Genomic DNA, 18,296 nt, shown 5'->3' on the forward strand with positions numbered 1-18,296 from the left:
TCACTCGAGACCGGCGAACAGATCGTGCTCGAACCCGTCCGCCGCGACCTGGCCACGCGTGCCGCGCACCAGGGTGAAGTGTTCCTCCGGCAGGACAGGCAGCGCGATGTTGTTGGACAGGGCGAACTCCCGGCCACTTGGCGCGACGGTGACCTGGGTGGCGTGGGCGCGCATCGCGGCCCGCTTGGCCGAGACCGCGTCGGACACGTCGACCACGGTGGTCACGCCGCTGGTCGACATCGCGGCCAGCTCGGCTTCGATCGGCAACCGCCAGCCGGCGGGCAGCGCGCCGGGCAGCTCGTCGACGGTGCGGCGGGCGAGGGCGGCGGTGTGCTGGCGCAGCAGGTCGCCGTCGGTGACGGTCCAGTAGAACTTGGGGACGTCCCAGCCCCGCTCGGCGGCTGCGGCGACAGCGGCGGTGGTGATCTCGTTGGCGCGAATGTGGTCGGGGTGGCCGTAGCCGCCGCGTGGGTCGTAGGTGACGACCACGCGCGGGCGCAGTTCCAGCAGGACCGCGACGAGCGCCTCGACCGCGGCGTCACCGGAGTTCACGAAGGCCCGCGGATGCTCGGCCGACGGCGTGCCCGCCATGCCGGAATCGCGCCACCGGCCGGCGCCGCCGAGGAACCACGGCTCGCCGGCGTCCAGTGCGGCCAGCGCGGCGGTGAGTTCGGCGATGCGGTACCCGCCGAGCTGGTCGGCCTCGCCGGCGATCAAGCTCGCCCAGCGCTCGCCGATGACCTCACCCTCCTCGCCGAGCGTGCAGGTCACCACGGTGACCGGAACGCCGCGGCGGCGGTAATGCGCGATCGTGCCACCGGTGGTGAGGGTTTCGTCGTCGGGGTGGGCGTGTACCAGCAGCAGACCGCCGGTGCCACGGTGGGATTGCGTCACGGGAGCCTCCGCCATTGCGCCGTATCTCCGAAGATGCCGACCTGGATCGCCCCGGACAGCGACACACCGTCCACCCGCGGGCCCGCCGCGGCGACGACATTGTCCTGCACGATCGGCAGCACGGTCGACAGTTCCCACAGCCGGGGTTCGGCCTCGGTCAGGATGCGCGGCACGTCGATACCGCGCAGCGCCTCGTCGATCGAGGGTTGCAGGCCCGGATCGCACACGCCACCGATATTGCTCGGCGCCTTGCGGTATGCCTCGGCGGCGGCCAGCGACCTGCTGTCCGCGCCGGCCACCTCCACCGGCGGGCAGCCGTAGCGCGAGGCGAGCACGGTCGCCGGATCGTCGCCTGCCAGCTCCCAGCCCACGATCGCGTCGATCCCCGACTCGGTGAGTTCCCTGCCGTACAGCTCGTCGGCGGGCAGGCCGCGGACCGTGGCTTCGATACCGGCACTGCGCAATTGGTCGGCGGCGGTGTTCGCGACGGCCAGTGCCTGCGCGTCCTCGATGACGGCGCCGATCCGCACCGAGAGCCCCTTGCCGTTGCGGGCCACCGACCGCGGCCGCGGCGCGGGCGAGGTCGGTGAACCGGTCTGCGGTGTCTCCGGCGCGCGCCCGAAACCGGCCTCGGCCAGCAGCGCGAACGCCTCCTCGGTGCTCGGGCGCGGCGGCGCGGTCGGGGTGTAGCCGGGGCTCGACGGCGGAAGTACCTGTGCCCGTGCGGGTTCCACCCACCCGCCGGTCTGCGCACCGACAGTGGCCAGCAGCGCCGGGTCGAGCAGGGCGAGCACCGCCTTGCGCACCCGCACGTCGGTCAGGTCGCCGGAACGGCCGTTGAGCGCCAGCTGCAGTTCACGGGCCTGCGGCATGATGTTGGTCCGCACCGAGGGGATCGCCGCGAGCTGCGCCTGGGTCGCCACCCCGCCGTGCACCAGCGCCATCTGCGCGTCACCGGTGCGCAGCGATTCGGCCAGCTGCGAGGGAGTTCCACCGCGGCGGAACAGGATCTGGTCGGGCGCTGCCGGGGTACCCCAGAAGCGGTCGTTGCGCTCGAGCAGGATCTCGTCACGACCGCGGTCGACCGACTTGATCGTGAAATTGCCGCCGGAGACCGGAATCCGGTCGACCAGGCCGCTGGTGAACCCGCCAGGGGAATCCTTCACCAGGTGCGAGGGCAACAGGTTCGAGAACAGTTCGCGCCAGGCCGGATACGGCTGGGTCAACGTCACGGTGACCGTCTTGCCGCCACCGGAGGACGCCACGTCCGAGATCAGCCGGTAGCCCGCCGGATCGACCACGCCGGGCTGGGTGGTCATCTGCTGCCACAGGAACCGGAAGTCCTCGGCCGCGATCGGGGCGCCGTCGGACCAGTTGGCCTGATTGCGCAGCGTGTAGGTGATGGTGAACGGCTCCTGGGCCGTCACATCCGCCGACTCGATGAGCGAGGCGTCGGGCACCCGGTCGACCACGCCCGGCAGCGACGGATTAGGCACCGGCCGGAACGGGCTCGGCAGCACCATCGAGCTCACCGCGTTCGTCGCGGGCGACTGATCGGAGCGCAGATGCGGATTGAAGCCGATGCCGATGTCGTCGATCGCCACCACGACGGTGTTCTTCCCCGGCTTGGCCTGGGTGGTCTTGGGCGAATCGGTGCTCTCGATCGGCGGCGGTGGATTCGCGGTGCAACCGGCGACGACCGCCGTCGAGGCCGCCATCACCATCACCGCCACGCGCCACCTTGCGCGTCTGACCCCCGAACTCACTCTGGCACCCTACCTCGCCCATCTGTCCGGATCATGGCACCGGTCTCTGCGAAAACGACAGTGGGACGGTACCGAAGTACCGTCCCACTGTCAGAACTCGATCAGGAGTTGCTCACCGCGCGGTCGCGTGCCTTGCGGCGCGACAGGTCGCGAGCACGCTCGTTGGCGCCGAGCACCACCTTGCGCACGCGAACCACCTCGGGGGTGACCTCGACGCACTCGTCGCCCGCGCAGAACTCCATCGCCAGCTCGAGGTCGAGCTGGAGCGGCTTGGCCATGGTCTCGAACGTGTCCGCGGTCGCGCTGCGCATGTTCGTCAGCTTCTTCTCGCGGGTGACGTTGATGTCGAGATCCTCGGCACGCGGGTTGATGCCGACGACCATGCCCTCGTAGGTGTCCGAGCCCGGCTCCACGAAGAACTGACCGCGGTCGGCCAGCTGGATCATCGCGAACGGGGTGACGGTGCCCGCACGGTCCGACACCAGCGAACCGGTGTGGCGGGCGCGGATCTCACCGGCCCACGGCGCGTAGCCGTGGGAGACGGCGTTGGCGATGCCGGTGCCGCGGGTCTCGGTGAGGAACACGGTGCGGAAGCCGATCAGGCCACGCGACGGGACGATGAACTCCATGCGCACCCAGCCGGCGGCGTGGTTGCTCATCTGCACCATCTTGCCCTTGCGGGCGGCCAGCAGCTGGGTGATCGCGCCCAGGTACTCGTCGGGGCAGTCGATGGTCAGCTCTTCGAACGGCTCGTGCACCTTGCCGTCGACGGTCTTGGTGACCACCTGCGGCTTGCCGACGGTCAGCTCGAAGCCCTCGCGGCGCATCTGCTCGACCAGGATGGCCAGCGCCAGCTCACCACGGCCCTGCACCTCCCAGGCGTCGGGACGGCCGATGTCGAGCACGCGCAGCGACACGTTGCCGATCAGTTCCTGGTCGAGGCGCGACTTCACCATGCGGGCGGTCAGCTTGTGGCCCTGCACCCGGCCGACCAGCGGCGAGGTGTTGGTGCCGATGACCACCGAGATGGCGGGCTCGTCGACGGAGATGCGCGGCAGCGCGACCGGGTTGTCGACGTCGGCGAGGGTGTCGCCGATCATGATGTCCGGGATACCGGCGATCGCGACGATGTCACCGGCGACGGCGACCTCACCCGGCTGACGCTCGACACCGATGGTCTGCAGCAGCTCGGTGATCTTGACCTGCTTGGCGCCGTCGGCGTTGATCCAGGTGACGTTCTGACCCTTGCGCAGCTCGCCGTTGTGCACGCGGACCAGGGCGAGACGGCCGAGGAACGCCGAGGCGTCGAGGTTGGTGACGTGGGCCTGCAGCGGAGCTTCCGGGTTGCCCTTGGGCGCCGGGATGTTCTCCATGAGCACGTCGAACAGGGCGTCGAGGTTCTCGGCGTCGGGCGCCGAACCGTTCTCAGGCTGCTCCTTGGAGGCCTTGCCCTCACGGCCGGAGGCGTAGAGGACCGGCAGGTCGAGCGCCAGCTCGGCGGCTTCGGCGGCCTCGTCGTCGAGGTCGGAGGCCAGGTCGAGCAGCAGGTCGTGCGACTCCTCGACGACCTCGGAGATCCGGGCGTCGGGGCGGTCGGTCTTGTTGACGACCAGGATCACCGGCAGCTTGGCCGCGAGCGCCTTGCGCAGCACGAACCGGGTCTGCGGCAGCGGGCCCTCGGAGGCGTCGACGAGCAGCACGACACCGTCGACCATGGACAGGCCGCGCTCGACCTCGCCACCGAAGTCGGCGTGGCCGGGGGTGTCGATCACGTTGATGACGGTGACGGAACCGTCGGGGTGGTGCCGGTGCACCGCGGTGTTCTTGGCGAGAATGGTGATGCCCTTCTCGCGCTCGAGATCTCCGGAGTCCATGACCCGGTCGACCAGTTCGGCTCGCTCAGCGAACGCGCCCGACTGACGAAGCATGGCGTCGACCAGCGTCGTCTTGCCGTGGTCGACGTGGGCCACGATGGCGACGTTGCGAAAATCGCGTGTAGACGACACGCCTCAATCCTCCTGCTGTTGGTGTATTGGCGCGCATTCATCTGGCATCGCGGCCTGTTACACCGTACCGGTACGGGAGTGGCACGCACGTGTCAGGCTTTGTACTTAGGATACGCTAACCCGCATGGGCAAGGTGAAGGCGAAGAAGGTTTCCAGCCTCAAGCCTAAGAAAAAGTGCTGCAGGAAGAAGACGCGCTGCTTCAAATGCCCCGTCGTCATCATGCGGATGAAGAAGGCCGAGGCCGCCGGAGTGTGCGGTAAAGATCTCAAAAAGGCGTTGAAGAAGGCGCGCGCGGCCTGAGGCTGATCGACGGCGGGCGATGCGTGCTGCCCGAACGAGGCGTAGAACTGCTGGTATGGGTAAACCGGCATTGCTCTCCGACCCCGAGATCACCATCGCCCTGGCCACGCTGCCGGAGTGGTCGCGCGACGGCGACGCGATCACCCGCACATTCAAGGCTTCCTCTTTCCCGGCCGGCATCGATCTGGTCCGCCGGGTCGCCACGGCGGCCGAGGCGGCCGACCATCATCCCGACATCGATATCCGGTGGCGCACACTGCGCTTCACCCTGAGCACACACTCGGTGGGTGGCCTGACCGCGAACGACACCGCGCTCGCGCACACCATCGACGAGATCGTCGGCGGCTGAGCCTCAGCCCGCCGGAACTTCGACCGCGGGCCGACGGGCGATGGCGCGCGCCTGCGTGCGCAGGGTGTCGCGGCCGTGCCAGACCAGCCAGCCGAGCAGCACGAACACCCCGATGACGTCGACCGCGCCCAGCCAGGCCAGCGGCCACGGCCGCGGGATCGTCCAGATGGTCGGCTGCGCGAACGAGAGCACCCACGGCACGCCGATCAGCATCGTCAGCACCCAGAACCCGGCGATGATCCGCGCGGTGCGCTGGGCGCGCAGTGGCCCGTACAGCAGCCACAGCACGGTCGGGATCAGCCAGACCCAGTGGTGCGACCAGGAGATCGGCGAGATCATCACCCCGAACAGCTGCACCAGCACCAGGGTGCCGAGCCGGTCGTCCGGGCCGAGCGTGCGCCAGGCGAGGAACGCCAGCACCGCAGTGACCAGCACCGCCGCGATCCACCACGGCCCCGACTGCACGTCGTAGCCGAGGATCCGGCTCAGCGTGCCGCGCAGCGACTGATTCCATACCGAGCCCACCGGCCCGATCCGGTCGGCGTCGCCGAGCAGCGTGCCGAAGTAGCGTCGCGCCTCGTGCGCGTTGATGAGAAAACTCACAGCGACGGTCAGCCCGAACGCCGCCGCCGACCACAGCACCGTCACCCAGCGGCGGCGGGCGACGAAGTACAGGCCGGTGATGGCGGGCGTCAGCTTGATGCCCGCGATCACGCCGACCAGCGTGCCCGAGATCCACCAGCGCGCACTGCGCACCGCCAGCATCGCGCCGAACACCAGGAACACGTTGACCTGGCCGTAGTCGATGGTGGTCCGCACCGGCTCGAGCCAGACGCCCAGCGCCGTCCACCCGACCGCCGCGGTGATCCAGCGCGTCTGCCTGGCCCGTTCGGCGCCGAGCAGCAGTTCGAAGCTGATCCGGATGACGCCGTAGAGCGCGGCGACCGTCGCCAGCATCCAGCCGACCGCGACCGCGGCGAACGGCAGGTAGTGCAGGGGGAAGAAGACCAGCGCGGCGAACGGCGGATAGGTGAACGGCAGCGGGAAGTCGGGCGTCTTCTCCGCGTAGGTGAAGTCGTAGAGCCGATCGGTGAGCAGCGCGGCCGATCCGTCGACATAGACGTGCAGATCGACGACATTGAGCCCGTTCTTCGCGAACAACATCCAGCACAGCCGGGCGAGCACGGACAATCCGAGCAGCGCGAGAGCCCATCGGAGGTGTCGGTTCAATGCCAGGCTTTCGGTCGTATGGGTGGCGTCGGCGCCGCGTCGCGTTGCTTCGATCACCTTAACCGTGCGAGCGCGGGCGGCCACGCGCACGGGTGACGCGTAGGCGCGCGACACCATCGGTAACATTTGCATCAACATCCCCAGCCGTAACAGCGGTGGGGGCTAGCGTCGATGAACACGGGTTTCGGTCGATGCGCCGCCACGGGCCAGGCGGCTGTACAACACGGCAGCCATGTCCTTAGAGTGACCCCGACATCGAAGGGCTCGACACCCTCGCCCCATCGCAACACCGAGGTAAGGACGGCTGGACAAGTGCTTCGTAGCCGAGGATCGCGGATCGCAACGACCGCATTCGCCATTGCGGCCAGCGCCATGCTCGCCGCGCCTGCGTCGACCATCGCCGCTCCCGCGCCTGCCGCGCAGGCCGCGCCGATCAGCGTTCCGATGGTGCCCGAGGGCGTCCCGGTCGACGCGCTCGCCGCCTTCGCCCCCGCCGTCGCGGGCCTGATCGCGGGCCCCGCCGACGTCGCCAGCCCGCAGACCGCACTGCTCGACCAGGCGCGCGCCCTGCTGGCCACCCTGAACCTGCCGCCCGCCATCAAGGCCACGCTCGAGCGGATCATCACCTTCCTCGACGGCAGCGGCGGCGGCGGTCCCGACATCCCGCAGGACGGCCCGGTCATCGCGCAGTTCCTGTACCCGACGATCGGCAAGGGCTGCATCGGTGACGGCGCGGACTCGGTCGGCACCGCGCTGGCCGTCGCCGGTCCCGCTCAGCTGCCCCCGCCCGGCGTCGCCGCCGGTCAGGCCGGTTTCGTGTTCACCGCGCTCGGCACCAAGGCGCCGACCGCCGAGCAGAACCCGCCGATGACGGTGCAGTGGCTCAACCTCGACACCCGTCAGTCCGCGGTGCAGACACTGACCGACGAGGCCAAGATCAACCCGGGCGGCCCGGCCACCCTGTCGGCCATCGCGAGCACCGGTCACGGCCGTGTCGTCGCCGTCGTCTCCGGTTCGCTGACCACGCAGGCCGAGGGCGCCGCTCCCCGCACCTGCAATTTCCTGCCGACCCTGGGCTTCTTCACCGTCTAGGTCATCGACGCGCCGAGCCCGGTCCGTTCCCCTCGGGAACCGGCCGGGCTCTGTCGTTGTCAACGGGTTCCCGCGGGCATCCCGATGTGGTAGACCGAGAACCATGGCGACCACACGAGTTTCATCCCGCGATGCTCGGTCGATTCGGAGTCGGCGCTCTAGCCGCTCCATCCTGTCGTACCGATCCGAGGGTTCGATCCTGTCGATCGGTTCGGCCTATTCCGTGCTGTCGATCGGCAGCGTCGGTTCGGTGTTGTCCATCGGCTCGGTCGGCTCGTTCGGGTCGGCCATCTCCTCCGGCTCGTTCGTGAGCCTGGGCTCGGCGCTGTCGGGCCTGTCGCGCTGGTCGCTGCTGTCATGGCTCGGCGTGCATGCCGCGCCCGAAGGCAGGCCGACGCTGCGCGTTGTCCCCGACGACGAGCCGGAACTGCGGCTCGCGCCGACCTGCCACTGTCAGACCTAGGCGTAGCGGGTCGCGATCGCGGCGGCGCGGTCGCGCAGAGCAGCGCGCAACGACTGCGGGGCCAGGGCTTCGGCGTCGGTGCCGAGCTGCCACAGCGCCCATTCGGCGTGACGCGCGTCTTGGAAACTCACCTCGAGCCGCAGCCACCCGTCCGTGTCGGGTTCCTCGGTGCGCACAGCCAGCGCGGTGCTCACCAGATCCTCCCGCCGCGCCGGGTTCATCCGTACCAGCACGGCGATCTGGTCGCCACCGGTCCGGAACCGTGTGCTGCGTTCCTGCCAGGCCAGATCCAGGTCGACCCGGTCCGGCCGCTGTGCCGGTTCGGCGAGTTCCTCGGCGGCCAGCACCCGTGACAGCCGGTAGGTGCGGTCCGCGCCGGATCTCGTGGCCAGCAGATAACCCTGGTCGCGAACGACGACCAGCCCGATCGGGTCCACCGTGCGCCACGTCGGGTCCTGGTCGGTGGCCGCGTAGTGGATGCGCAGCTTGTTTCCGGCGAACACCGCGCGGCGAACCTCGGCCAAGATGGTGCCCGGCACTTCCTCGGCAACCAGGCGACGCGAGAGCAGATCGGTCTCGGGGTCGATGAGCAAGCGCTCGGCCACATCGGCCGCGGTGTCCCGATAGCTGGCGGGGAGCGCGTCGACGACCTTGAGCATCGCCGAAGCCAGCGCCGAGCCGAGGCCGAATGCCTGTGCGCCGCGCCGTGATCCGGCGACCAGCAGGGCCAGCGCCTCGTCGTGGTTCAGCCCGGTGAGCTCGGTCCGGAACCCGGGGAGCAACGCGAAACCGCCGTGCCTGCCGCGTTCGGCGAAGACCGGGACACCGGCCGCGGACAGCGCCTCGATATCGCGCAACACGGTGCGGGTGGACACCTCCAGCTCCTCGGCCAGCTCGGTCGCCGTGTGCCTGCCCCGCTGGCGCAGCAGCAGCACCAGCGACACCAACCGGTCCGCACGCATACGAAAAATCTACCGGGAATACACGACACAGGATGTCGTGATTCGTTGCGAGGCTTGCCACGTACTTCGAACGAATCGAATGGAGCTGGCAGTGGAACGAACGGCAGTCAACCCGGTGACGTGGTCGGTGGAGCGGGGATTCAACCAGGGTGAGCTCGTCTCCGGGCACACCCGGACCCTGTACTGCTCCGGGCAGACCGCGATGAGCGGCGAGGGCACGCCCGAGCACGACGGTGACATGGCGGCGCAGCTGGCGCTGAGCATCGACAACGTGGAGGGTGTGCTCAAAGAGGCGGGCATGACGCTGGCGAACCTCGTGCGGCTCAACGTCTACACCACCGACGTCGATCTGCTGTTCCAGCACTACGGCGTACTGGCCGCACGATTGGGCGCTGCCGGAGTGGCGCCGGCGACCACGATGCTCGGGGTCACCCGGCTGGCGATTCCTGGCCAGCTGATCGAGCTCGAGGGAACCGCCGTCGACTGACGCCACCTCGCCGCCTCCGGTAGCGAACTGCCGGGGGCGGCGAGTTCACCACTGGCCGTAATCCTCGGCCAGCACCCGATTCAGGTCCACACCGACACCGTCGATGGCGCGCTTGTCGATTTCGAATTGGTGCAGCTGCGCACCAGGGTGCACATAGCCCTTCGGGGTGCCCCAATTGTGCTGCCAGAACCAGGAACCCAGGCCTGCGTCGAGCGCGCGGTCGATGGTCGGGGTGTTGGCGTAGATGCCGACGAGTTCGGCGCCGAGCACCGACTGCCACCCTTCGATATAGGGCGCGATCATCTCGTCGAATTCCGCTTCGGACGGGTTGTCGTCGATGGAGGCGTAGATCGGCGCGGTGTCGGGGCCGCCCGCCGCGGTATGCAGTGCCCAGCCGCGTTCGGCGTGCTGTTTGCCCGCCTCCAGCCCGCCACGCCAGTCGGCCGTCGGGCCCTTGCCGAACTGGTAGTTCGACACGATCGACATCCCCGCGGCCCGCAGATCCTCGACCTCGGCGGCCAGCAGGGGCTTGCCCTCCATCCATTCCGCGCCCGGCCTGCGGTCGGAGACATAGCGGATCACGCCGATGTGCCCGGCGGCCCTGATCGACTCGGCGGACGGCACGCCCGCGGCGTAGTCGACGAGGGTGCCGAAGGATTGGGCCGCGGCGGGCGCGGCGGACACGCCGAGACCGACAGCGGCCGCAGCGGCGGCGGTGAATCCGAAGAACTCACGCCGGGTCACCGGAACAGAACGCATCGCAGGACTCCTTCGCGCAACCCGACCTTCCACCGGCAGCGTGCCCGGCGCGCCTTCCCCGTATCTGCGCGCCGGGAGCCTCGAACGTTCACTCATTTCACCACAACCCCAGGGGAACCGCCAGAACCAAAGGTCACTTTCGTCCCAGCAGTCACACGGGTCAGGTGGCGCTGTCGATGGCCGCGCCCACGTTGATGGTGCGGCCCGTCGGGTCGGCCAGCTCGGTGCTGACCACGGCGACGACCTGGGCCACCACCTGCCGCTTGATCCCGGCCAGCCGGGCCAGGGTGGCCGCGCGCAGCCCCTTCGCCGTGAACTCCATCGAGATGTCCTCGAGCGCGGGCGGCGGCACGTCGATGACGATCTGCAGCGGCTCGGCGGCCCTGGCCGTGAGGACCAGCGGAATCTCCAGATCGGCGCGATAGTGGTTGGCCTTGAGCACGTCGACGGTGATGTCGAGTCCCACCGGCAGCGTCATGTCGAACACGCGCGCGGCACCCGGCTCCGCCACCCCGCGATCGATGACGCGCGGCTGCTCGATCGCGCCGCGCACGGTCACCGTGGCCGCGCCACGCGGGCCCTCGGACAGCGGGCCGATCGCGATCTGGCTGCCCGCCATCTGCCCGACCACGTCGTGCACCCGGTCCCTGGTGACGATGTCGGCGAAGAACCGCAGGCCGAACTCGCGGAAGTCGATCCACTCGAAGACGGTGTCGTGGCGATGCGGCGAGCGGTAGCCGTCGAGGATCGCCTCGATGTCGAAGACCCGCTCGGAACGGACTTTCGGATCGCCGACGATGGCGTTGACCCGGTTCGCGACCTCGCGCTGCACCAGTCCCGCGATCGGGTCGAGCAGCATTTCCCAGGCGGTGTCGATGGCCTCGGCGCGCAGCGTGAAGCTCACGTCTCTGGCTGTCACCGGGGCGACGTCGATCACCACCAGCAGCGGTTGGGCGGTGCGCGCGTGCAGCGTCAGCCCGATCTCGACGACGGCGGCCAGGCCCAGTTTGCGGCCGCCGAGCACGAGGTTGACGGCCAGCGTCAGCGGCACCCGCACGCCGAAGGTCAGCGCGTCACCGGGATTGCGGGTGACGACGGGTGTCCCGAGCGTGCCTTCGGCGACGAAACCCGCCAGTCCGGCGGGGCCGAGCGAGAACGGTCCGATCGTCACGCCACGGCCGGTCATGCCCGCGACGGCCGCCGCGATGCGCTCCTCGGTCACCGCGTAGGTGACGAAACGCTCGCCGAAATCGGCATACTCGATCCACATCGGGTCTCGCCGTGCCTCCCCGGCCACCTTCTCGCGCACATCGGACACGGTACGTGACGAAGGGAAACCCCCGGTTGGTGGCACAACTCCCCCGTCCTGCCGATGAGGGGGAAGCAGGACGGAGGGGTCGGCCGGGGCGCTGCCGGGCGCCACCGATTCCATCGTACGGGTACCCACAGAGTGCCGCCGTTCCGGATAAGGGCAGTTGTCTTGAGCGACAATCGATTTCAGAAACGGCCGTAGCCCACCAGATCGGTGGTTTCGGCGAGTTCGATCGTCCGGACCCGCACCGAGCCCATCTCGTTGCCGCCGATGGTGGTGATCGAATCGCCGTCGGCCTTCAGCACGATGTTGGTGTGCTGACCCAGCGGGCTCGACGGGCCGTAGAGCACCACATCGCCGAGACGGGGGCGGTAGCCGACGTCGCCCGGCGTGAATCGGCCGACGTTCTGGTAGTACTCCTCCAGCGTGTAGACGCCGGGAATACGCCACGAACCGGAGTTCGGGTTGGCCAGCGGCCTGCCCGCCGCGCGCATCGTCCAGCTGACGAAGTCGGCGCACCAGGCCTCTTCGACGCCCTCGGCGTATTTCGGTCCGTCGCCGGGGTGCTCGTATTCGCGGCGCAGCACCTCGACCAGAGCGAGTTGCTGTTCGTCGAGGTGTTCGCTGTCCAGGGTGGGGAACGGCTCGCCCCAATCGTGCTGCCACCACACGAGTCCGACGACCACCACGGCCGTCACCGCGAGCAGCCCGGAGATCCCGAGCAACCAGCGCGCTGTGCGGCCGGTAGATCCGGCCTGTACTTGCGTCATCGCCCCCCACTTTCGTTCTGTCTTCTGCTCTCTAAGACGAACCGGGGGCGCCCGTGGTTCCCGGATCGGGGCACGGGATAGTGGGCTCCGGAGCGGGCCGGGTGGGAGCATGATCACCGGGTGGACCCCTGCGCCACCCGGGTATCGGCTCGCTACCGCGCTCTCGGCGCGCATCCAGCGTGCGTGCCGTCCCCTCCGGCGACGTCCACGCACGGGGCGCGGACGTGGTTTCGAACACGTACCGCTCCGGAACCCACCGACCTGACCAGCGCAGACGTCGGCCTGGATCACCGTGCTGCGCTGAACTGGTAGCCGTGCGGTTTTCCCCCGCCCGGCTGTGAGAATTTTTGCGAACGCTTTACCCTCGGTCAAGCTAGACGACTGTCCCAATTTGTCCCAGCGACCCCAACGAGGGAGTGGCGTGGAAGACCCGCATGCACCGATCGCGCGCTTCCTTCGCGAACGCCGCGAATCCGCCGGGCTGACCAGAGCGGCCCTCGGCGCCATCGCCGGCGTCTCGCCCGCGCTCATCCAGAAGATCGAGCAGGGCACCCGCACCCCCACGCTGGAGGCACTGACCGCGCTGTGCGACGGGTTGGCGATCCCCGACCCGTTCCGCGATCACCTCGTGTCGCTGTCGCTGTCGCATCGATACGACAAACCGGCACCGGTCGACGCGGCCGTCCCCGCGACCGAGCGCAAGCTCCTCGACAGCATCACCCATCCGGCCAGCCTGCAGGTGTTCCCCACCTTCGACGTCCTGGCGATCAACGCCGCCTGGGCGCGGCAGTTCCCCGGGCTCGCGCCGGGAACGACGCTGCTCGAATGGATGCTGCTCGACCCGGCGGCCCGCTCGGTGGTCATGGAATGGGAACGGCAGATCCACGCGAGTGTCTTCAGTTTCCGGATGACCAGCCCGGGTCTGGTGCCGCGGGCACGGATCGACGAACTCGTCGCATCCTGCTCCCGCGCCCCGGAGTGGGAACGGCTGTGGACGACCGAGCCGCAGCCGCCCTACGGCATCGACGACCCCGAACTCCTGGTGCGCGACGTCGACACCGGCGAGCCGACAGCGCTGGCGATGCACAACCTGGATTTCGCACTGCCACGCCGCAACTGGTCCTTGGTTGTCCTGGTGCCGAAGACGACCGCCTAGTCTCTTTCCCGGCCCTGCCCATCGCCCCGTGTCCCCATCGGCCATGAACGAGGAGTGCGAACGTGGAGAACCCGTATCCGCCGATTGCGCGCTACCTGCGCGAACGCCGGGAATCAGCGGGGCTGACCCGTGCCGCGCTCAGCGCCGCGGCCGGCATCTCGCCCGCACTCATCCAGAAGATCGAGCAGGGCACCCGCCCACCCACGCTCGAAGCGCTGACCGCGCTGTTCGACGCGCTCACCGTCCCCGAGGTGATGCGTGACCACCTGATCTCCCTGTCGATCACCAGCCGCTACGACCCCGTGTCGCCACCCCTGGTGCGACCCGCCGACCAGGTGCTGCTCGACGGGATCACGCACCCCGCCAGCTTGCAGATGCACCCGACGTTCGATGTCGTGGCCACCAACGCGGCGTGGGGACTGTTCTTCCCCGGGCTGGAGACGGGCATTTCGATGCTCGAGTGGATGCTGCTCGACCCGCGCGCCAAGACCGCGCTGGTCGACTGGGAACAGCAGGTGCACATGTGCGTCTACGGGTTCCGGGTCATGGGGCCCGGATTGGCGTCTCAGCAGCGGATCGCCGAGATCGTCGAAGCCTGCACCACGGCGCCCGAGTGGACGAAGTTCTGGACCAGCGACCCGGCCGCGCCGCACAGCCTCGACGACCCGGTGATGTACTGCCGCGACCCGGAAACCGGCGCGACGACAGCCATGACGGTGCACTCCCTCGGCGCGTCGCTCATCCCGCGCCGGGAATGGTCACTGGTCGTCTACGCCCCGAAGCAGATCGACTGACCGCGATTCAGCGCTGGTCGGTCTTGCGGATCGGGATGCAGAGGGTCAGCACGATCGCGACGACCGCGCCGGCGATCGCGATGTAGAAAGCGGCGTGAAAACCCTCGCGCGAGGGCAGCACGTGCGGGCCGAGCTGCATCGTCATGTGCGCCAGGACCACACCCATCACCGCGGCCGAGGTGGAGGTGCCGACCGAACGCATCAGCGAGTTCAGGCCGTTCGCCGCGGCGGTCTCGGTGATCGGCACCGCGCCCATGATCAGCGCGGGCATGGCGGCGTAGGCCAGGCCGACACCACCGGCGACGATGATCCCGGCGACCACGATCTGCCAGACACTGTCCATCAGCAGTACCGCGAAGAGATAGCCGAGGCCGATCACCGCCGAGCCGAGGGCCAGCGTCAGCTTGGGCCCCTTCTTCGCCGACAGCCGCGCCGACACCGGCGAGAGCAGCATCATGACCACACCGCCCGGCGCCATCGCCAGACCCGCGGCCACCATCGACAAGCCGAAGCCGTAGCCGGTCGCGGTGGGCGCCATCAGCAGCTGCGGGAACGTCAGCGACATGCCGTAGAGCGCGAAGCCGACCGCGATCGAGGCCAGGTTGGTGAACAGGACCCGCGGTCGCGCCGAGACCCGCAGGTCGACCAGCGGCGAGCTCTGCCGTAATTCGTAGAAACCCCAGAGCAGGAAGCTCACCAGCGAGGCGGCGAACAGGCCGAGAATCGAGGCGCTTGCCCAGCCCCAGTCGGCGCCCTTGGTGATGCCGATCAGCAGCGTGAGCAGCGCGATGGACAGCCCGACAGCACCACCGAAGTCGAACTTCGACGGCGTGCGCACCGGCGATTCCGGCACGAAGACGAACACCAGCACCGCGCACAGCGCGCCGAGCCCCGCGGCGGTCCAGAACAGCATGTGCCAGTTCGCGTTCTGCGCGATCACGGCCGCGAACGGCAGGCCGACCGCGCCGCCGACGCCGAGGGTCGCGCTCATCACGGCCATCGCGCCACCGACCTTCTCGGCGGGCAGTTCGTCGCGCATGATGCTGATCCCGAGCGGGATCGCGCCCACCGCGGCGCCCTGCAGCGAGCGGCCGACGATCTCGGGCACCAGCGAGGAGAAGCTCGCGCAGATCACCGAGCCGACGATCATGAAGCCGAGATTGGCGACAAGCACCAGCCGCTTGCCGAACATGTCGCCGAGCTTGCCCGCGATGGGCGTGGAGACCGCGCCGGCCAGCAGCGTCGCGGTGACCACCCAGGAGGCGTTGGACGCCGAGGTGTTCAGCAGGCCTGGCAGCGACGGGATGATCGGGATGACCAGCGTCTGCATGAGCGAGACGACGACGCCGACGGTACTGAGCACCGCGATGAGCACGGCAGGCGAGACGCCGCGGGTTTCAGAGGTGGCCGGCGTGACGTCGGCTGCGGTTACAGACACAAATATGCACCGTACACAGCATGTGTATCGTACACAATTTGGATTCGCGGTGATCCACGCGACATAGTTGGCGTATGTCCGATTCCGGCCCCGTCGACGACACCCCGTTCACCCGCCTGGTGTTCGAGCTGAACCTGATTTCGCGCCACTCCCTCGCCACGGCGCGCCGCCGACCCGGCTTCCTGCTCGACCGCTCCGCGTTCCTCATCCTCACCCGCTTGGAGCTGAGCGAACCACTGAGCCTGCGCGAGCTGTCGGAGGCGTTCCAGCTCGACATCTCCACGATCAACCGCCAGGTCGGCGCGATGCTGAAGCAGGAACTGGTGGAACGGGTGCCCGACCCCGACGGCGGCGTCGCCCGCAAGGTGCGCGCCACGGCCGAGGGCAGGGCCGCGCTGGCTTCGGATCAGAAGCATCGCGCCGCGGGCATCGGCGCCGTCGTCGCCGACTGGGACGCCGCGGATGTCAGCGAGTTGAGCAGGCTCATGCAGAAGTTCAATCGCTCGGTCGAGCGGATCGAGGAAAACCCGTGGCCCAGACCTCCGCGCACGGAGAGCTGAGCGCGCTAAGCTCCGCCGCGTGGTCACTCAACGGTCTACCCGCCCGAGCTGGCTCGCCTGGGACAATTACTTCGTCGGCGTCGGCGGATTGGTCCTCGGCCTGTGCTTCGGCACCTGCGCCGCGCTGATCGCGGGCCCCGGCCGCAATCTCGCGGCGATCGTCCTCGTCGTCCTCGCGGCGATCTGCGTGCTGCCCGCGCTGCTCCGCGCCCTCGGCGAACTCAGCGTGTGGGTGCGGCTGGCCGTGCTTGCCATCGGCTTCGCGCTGCTGCTACCCGCGATCGCGCTCAGTCCCGACGTGCGGGACTGGGCGGCCGAACGCTGGGAACGGGCCTGGAAGTAGCTGTCCTACAGCTGATTACGCGGGGCGACGAGCAGCAGCTGGATCGTCTTCTGGATGAACTGCGCCGACTGCCAGGTCAGGTAGGCGCCCGCGGCACCCGCCGCGCCCGCCGCCGAAGATCCGGAGGCCGAGCCCGTTGCCAGATCGGCGGATCCGGTGGCGGACCCGGTCCCCGAGCCCGAGCCGGGCAGCGCCGAGGCCGGCGCTGCAGCGCCGAGCAGCCCGATCGTCACCGCGACGCCGACCACGGCGACTCGAACGGCATGCGGCTTGGACGTTTCACGACCGGACAACATCAGATGAATCCCACTCTCCGAAATGCACTGCGAATATGCAGTATTCATGCCGAAACTACCCCCCGAGCCCGATTCGCGGGGATTGACCCCATTGCGCTGTTCTCGGAGGGCATTTTTCGGCGACACGGCCCGACCCGTGTTTATTCTCCGCCGCGGTCGCCGAGTTCGACAGACCACGGATCTCGGGGCAGTGGAATTCTCAGCGAGCGGCGGGCCGGTGTTCCCGCGCCGCCGCTTCGAGCCGCTCGGCCCGCTCGCGCGCGATCTCGGCCGCGTACGCGCTGCGCGCCCTGGCGATATCGAGCAGGTGCCAACCCCGTTCCCGCGCGGCCTCGGCCAGCTCGGGACCACGCTCCTTGGCGACCTCGGCCAGATGCGCGCCCCGTTCCCGCGCGACCTCGGCCAACTCGGGACCACGCTCCTTCGCGACCTCGGCCCAGTGCGCACCGTGCTCCCGCGCCGCCTCGGCCAACTCGGGACCACGCTCCTTCGCAACCTCGGCCCAGTGCGCACCGTGCTCCCGCGCGACCTCGGCCAACTCGGGACCACGCTCCTTGGCGACCTCGGCCAGATGCGCCCCCCGTTCCCGCGCCGCCTCGGCGAGCTGCGGGCCACGCTCGCGGGCCACGTGGGCCAGATGGGAACCCTGCTCGCCCGCTACTTCGGCCAGGTGCGCGCCACGGACCTTGGCCGCGTCGACGAAGGCCGCGCCCTCCGGTTCCCGGCGCTCCAGCGCCTTCCTGGCCCGCCAGCCCAGCGACGGCTTGCCCGCGGTGTCGGACGCCGTGATCAACAGACCGCCGAGCAGTCCGAGATCCTTGAGGAATCCCGCCCGCTTGGCCGCCCTCTTGTCCGGATCCGACTCGGCCCAGAAGTCCTGCTCGGTGACCGTCCCCGGCACGACCGTCGCCGCCAGTACCAGCGCGGCAGGTCGTGGCGCCCGCCCGCTGGCCAGCAACAACCCGGCCGCGATCTGCGCGGCGGCGTTGATCTGCACGAAGCGGCTCGGATCGTCGGGCACCCGCGCGGCGAGCGAGTCGGGCAGGTCGGCCCTGCCCTTGTCGGCCAGTGCGGTCGCCGCCGCGGCACGGGGTTTCGGATTCATCAACGCGGTGACGCCCCCGGCTACGAATGTCGTCGCCAGCAGCGTGCGAGCAACGCGGCGAACAGGCTTGATCGGCATCGTCGGATCCCTTCGTCTACGACTGGGGAGTGCGTACGGCTCCTCCCCATTCGACTACCCGGGACCCGCGGGCACAAACGATCCATCGGTTGGAGCATGCCCTGTCCAGTGTCTGACCCGACGATGGGCGCGCTA

General features: G+C 69.3%; 20 protein-coding genes. 9 read left to right on the plus strand and 11 right to left on the minus strand.

Annotated features, from left to right (window positions below; genetic code table 11):
* The 3 genes from mshB to typA form a co-directional block, all read right to left on the minus strand.
* On the minus strand, positions 1 to 909 hold the full coding sequence (gene mshB, locus ACWF9G_RS23245; RefSeq protein ID WP_452517868.1) for an N-acetyl-1-D-myo-inositol-2-amino-2-deoxy-alpha-D-glucopyranoside deacetylase: 909 nt from the start codon (positions 907 to 909) through the stop codon (positions 1 to 3).
* Positions 891 to 2,618 carry an ABC transporter family substrate-binding protein gene (locus ACWF9G_RS23250; RefSeq protein ID WP_452517929.1) on the minus strand — a complete coding sequence of 576 codons (1,728 nt, stop codon included), beginning with the start codon at positions 2,616 to 2,618 and terminating at the stop codon, positions 891 to 893. The genes mshB and ACWF9G_RS23250 overlap by 19 nt, the downstream gene beginning before the upstream one ends.
* A 143-nt stretch (positions 2,619 to 2,761) precedes the next feature.
* Positions 2,762 to 4,666 (minus strand): translational GTPase TypA, encoded by a 1,905-nt coding sequence (gene typA, locus ACWF9G_RS23255; protein ID WP_379309298.1) that lies wholly within the window; start codon positions 4,664 to 4,666, stop codon positions 2,762 to 2,764.
* 124 nt (positions 4,667 to 4,790) lie between these two features.
* Between typA and ACWF9G_RS23260 the strand changes: the two genes are divergently transcribed.
* Positions 4,791 to 4,967: a hypothetical protein gene (locus ACWF9G_RS23260; protein ID WP_302872448.1), complete on the plus strand. Its 177-nt coding sequence runs from the start codon at positions 4,791 to 4,793 to the stop codon at positions 4,965 to 4,967.
* A 55-nt stretch (positions 4,968 to 5,022) separates the two neighbouring features.
* Positions 5,023 to 5,316 carry a 4a-hydroxytetrahydrobiopterin dehydratase gene (locus tag ACWF9G_RS23265; RefSeq protein ID WP_379309297.1) on the plus strand — a complete coding sequence of 98 codons (294 nt, stop codon included), beginning with the start codon at positions 5,023 to 5,025 and terminating at the stop codon, positions 5,314 to 5,316.
* A gap of 3 nt (positions 5,317 to 5,319) precedes the next feature.
* Here the strand turns inward: ACWF9G_RS23265 and ACWF9G_RS23270 are convergent, their stop codons facing one another.
* The gene (locus ACWF9G_RS23270; protein ID WP_452517930.1) at positions 5,320 to 6,663 is read right to left on the minus strand and encodes a mannosyltransferase; all 1,344 of its coding nucleotides are present in this window, start codon (positions 6,661 to 6,663) and stop codon (positions 5,320 to 5,322) included.
* Between the two features lie 195 nt (positions 6,664 to 6,858).
* Between ACWF9G_RS23270 and ACWF9G_RS23275 the strand changes: the two genes are divergently transcribed.
* Positions 6,859 to 7,638: an Rv1157c family protein gene (locus ACWF9G_RS23275; protein ID WP_379309295.1), complete on the plus strand. Its 780-nt coding sequence runs from the start codon at positions 6,859 to 6,861 to the stop codon at positions 7,636 to 7,638.
* A 103-nt stretch (positions 7,639 to 7,741) separates the two neighbouring features.
* A complete protein-coding gene (locus ACWF9G_RS23280) occupies positions 7,742 to 8,101 on the plus strand; it encodes a hypothetical protein (protein WP_379309294.1) in 360 nt (119 codons plus the stop codon).
* On the opposite strand, the gene ACWF9G_RS23285 is transcribed toward ACWF9G_RS23280, so the two are convergent.
* The gene (locus ACWF9G_RS23285) at positions 8,098 to 9,063 is read right to left on the minus strand and encodes a helix-turn-helix transcriptional regulator (protein ID WP_452517872.1); all 966 of its coding nucleotides are present in this window, start codon (positions 9,061 to 9,063) and stop codon (positions 8,098 to 8,100) included. The genes ACWF9G_RS23280 and ACWF9G_RS23285 overlap by 4 nt on opposite strands.
* A 91-nt stretch (positions 9,064 to 9,154) precedes the next feature.
* Here ACWF9G_RS23285 and ACWF9G_RS23290 point away from each other — a divergent pair, with 91 nt between their 5' ends.
* The gene (locus ACWF9G_RS23290) at positions 9,155 to 9,550 is read left to right on the plus strand and encodes a RidA family protein (protein ID WP_379309292.1); all 396 of its coding nucleotides are present in this window, start codon (positions 9,155 to 9,157) and stop codon (positions 9,548 to 9,550) included.
* Between the two features lie 45 nt (positions 9,551 to 9,595).
* Here the strand turns inward: ACWF9G_RS23290 and ACWF9G_RS23295 are convergent, their stop codons facing one another.
* The 3 genes from ACWF9G_RS23295 to ACWF9G_RS23305 all read right to left on the minus strand — a co-directional run bounded on the left by ACWF9G_RS23295 (position 9,596) and on the right by ACWF9G_RS23305 (position 12,391).
* Positions 9,596 to 10,309: a DUF1906 domain-containing protein gene (locus tag ACWF9G_RS23295; RefSeq protein ID WP_452517874.1), complete on the minus strand. Its 714-nt coding sequence runs from the start codon at positions 10,307 to 10,309 to the stop codon at positions 9,596 to 9,598.
* 160 nt (positions 10,310 to 10,469) lie between these two features.
* On the minus strand, positions 10,470 to 11,618 hold the full coding sequence (locus tag ACWF9G_RS23300; RefSeq protein ID WP_452517875.1) for a hypothetical protein: 1,149 nt from the start codon (positions 11,616 to 11,618) through the stop codon (positions 10,470 to 10,472).
* A gap of 188 nt (positions 11,619 to 11,806) precedes the next feature.
* A complete protein-coding gene (locus tag ACWF9G_RS23305) occupies positions 11,807 to 12,391 on the minus strand; it encodes a CHAP domain-containing protein (RefSeq protein ID WP_379309289.1) in 585 nt (194 codons plus the stop codon).
* Between the two features lie 421 nt (positions 12,392 to 12,812).
* Here ACWF9G_RS23305 and ACWF9G_RS23310 point away from each other — a divergent pair, with 421 nt between their 5' ends.
* Positions 12,813 to 13,547, plus strand: a complete 735-nt coding sequence (locus tag ACWF9G_RS23310; RefSeq protein WP_379309288.1) for a helix-turn-helix domain-containing protein — start codon at positions 12,813 to 12,815, stop codon at positions 13,545 to 13,547.
* Positions 13,548 to 13,609: 62 nt separating this feature from the next.
* On the plus strand, positions 13,610 to 14,341 hold the full coding sequence (locus ACWF9G_RS23315) for a helix-turn-helix domain-containing protein (protein WP_452517876.1): 732 nt from the start codon (positions 13,610 to 13,612) through the stop codon (positions 14,339 to 14,341).
* 7 nt (positions 14,342 to 14,348) lie between these two features.
* On the opposite strand, the gene ACWF9G_RS23320 is transcribed toward ACWF9G_RS23315, so the two are convergent.
* Complete coding sequence (locus ACWF9G_RS23320) at positions 14,349 to 15,785, minus strand: MFS transporter (protein ID WP_452517932.1); 1,437 nt, start codon at positions 15,783 to 15,785, stop codon at positions 14,349 to 14,351.
* A gap of 68 nt (positions 15,786 to 15,853) precedes the next feature.
* Here ACWF9G_RS23320 and ACWF9G_RS23325 point away from each other — a divergent pair, with 68 nt between their 5' ends.
* Together ACWF9G_RS23325 and ACWF9G_RS23330 are read left to right on the plus strand one after the other, a co-directional pair.
* A complete protein-coding gene (locus tag ACWF9G_RS23325; RefSeq protein ID WP_379309285.1) occupies positions 15,854 to 16,339 on the plus strand; it encodes a MarR family winged helix-turn-helix transcriptional regulator in 486 nt (161 codons plus the stop codon).
* Between the two features lie 19 nt (positions 16,340 to 16,358).
* Positions 16,359 to 16,682: a hypothetical protein gene (locus ACWF9G_RS23330; RefSeq protein ID WP_379309284.1), complete on the plus strand. Its 324-nt coding sequence runs from the start codon at positions 16,359 to 16,361 to the stop codon at positions 16,680 to 16,682.
* 5 nt (positions 16,683 to 16,687) lie between these two features.
* Here ACWF9G_RS23330 and ACWF9G_RS23335 read toward each other — a convergent pair whose 3' ends face one another.
* Positions 16,688 to 16,978: a hypothetical protein gene (locus ACWF9G_RS23335; RefSeq protein ID WP_452517877.1), complete on the minus strand. Its 291-nt coding sequence runs from the start codon at positions 16,976 to 16,978 to the stop codon at positions 16,688 to 16,690.
* Between the two features lie 199 nt (positions 16,979 to 17,177).
* A complete protein-coding gene (locus tag ACWF9G_RS23340; protein WP_452517878.1) occupies positions 17,178 to 18,161 on the minus strand; it encodes a DoxX family membrane protein in 984 nt (327 codons plus the stop codon).
* Positions 18,162 to 18,296 lie beyond the last annotated feature (135 nt).

Source organism: Nocardia sp. NPDC055029, from assembly GCF_053608525.1.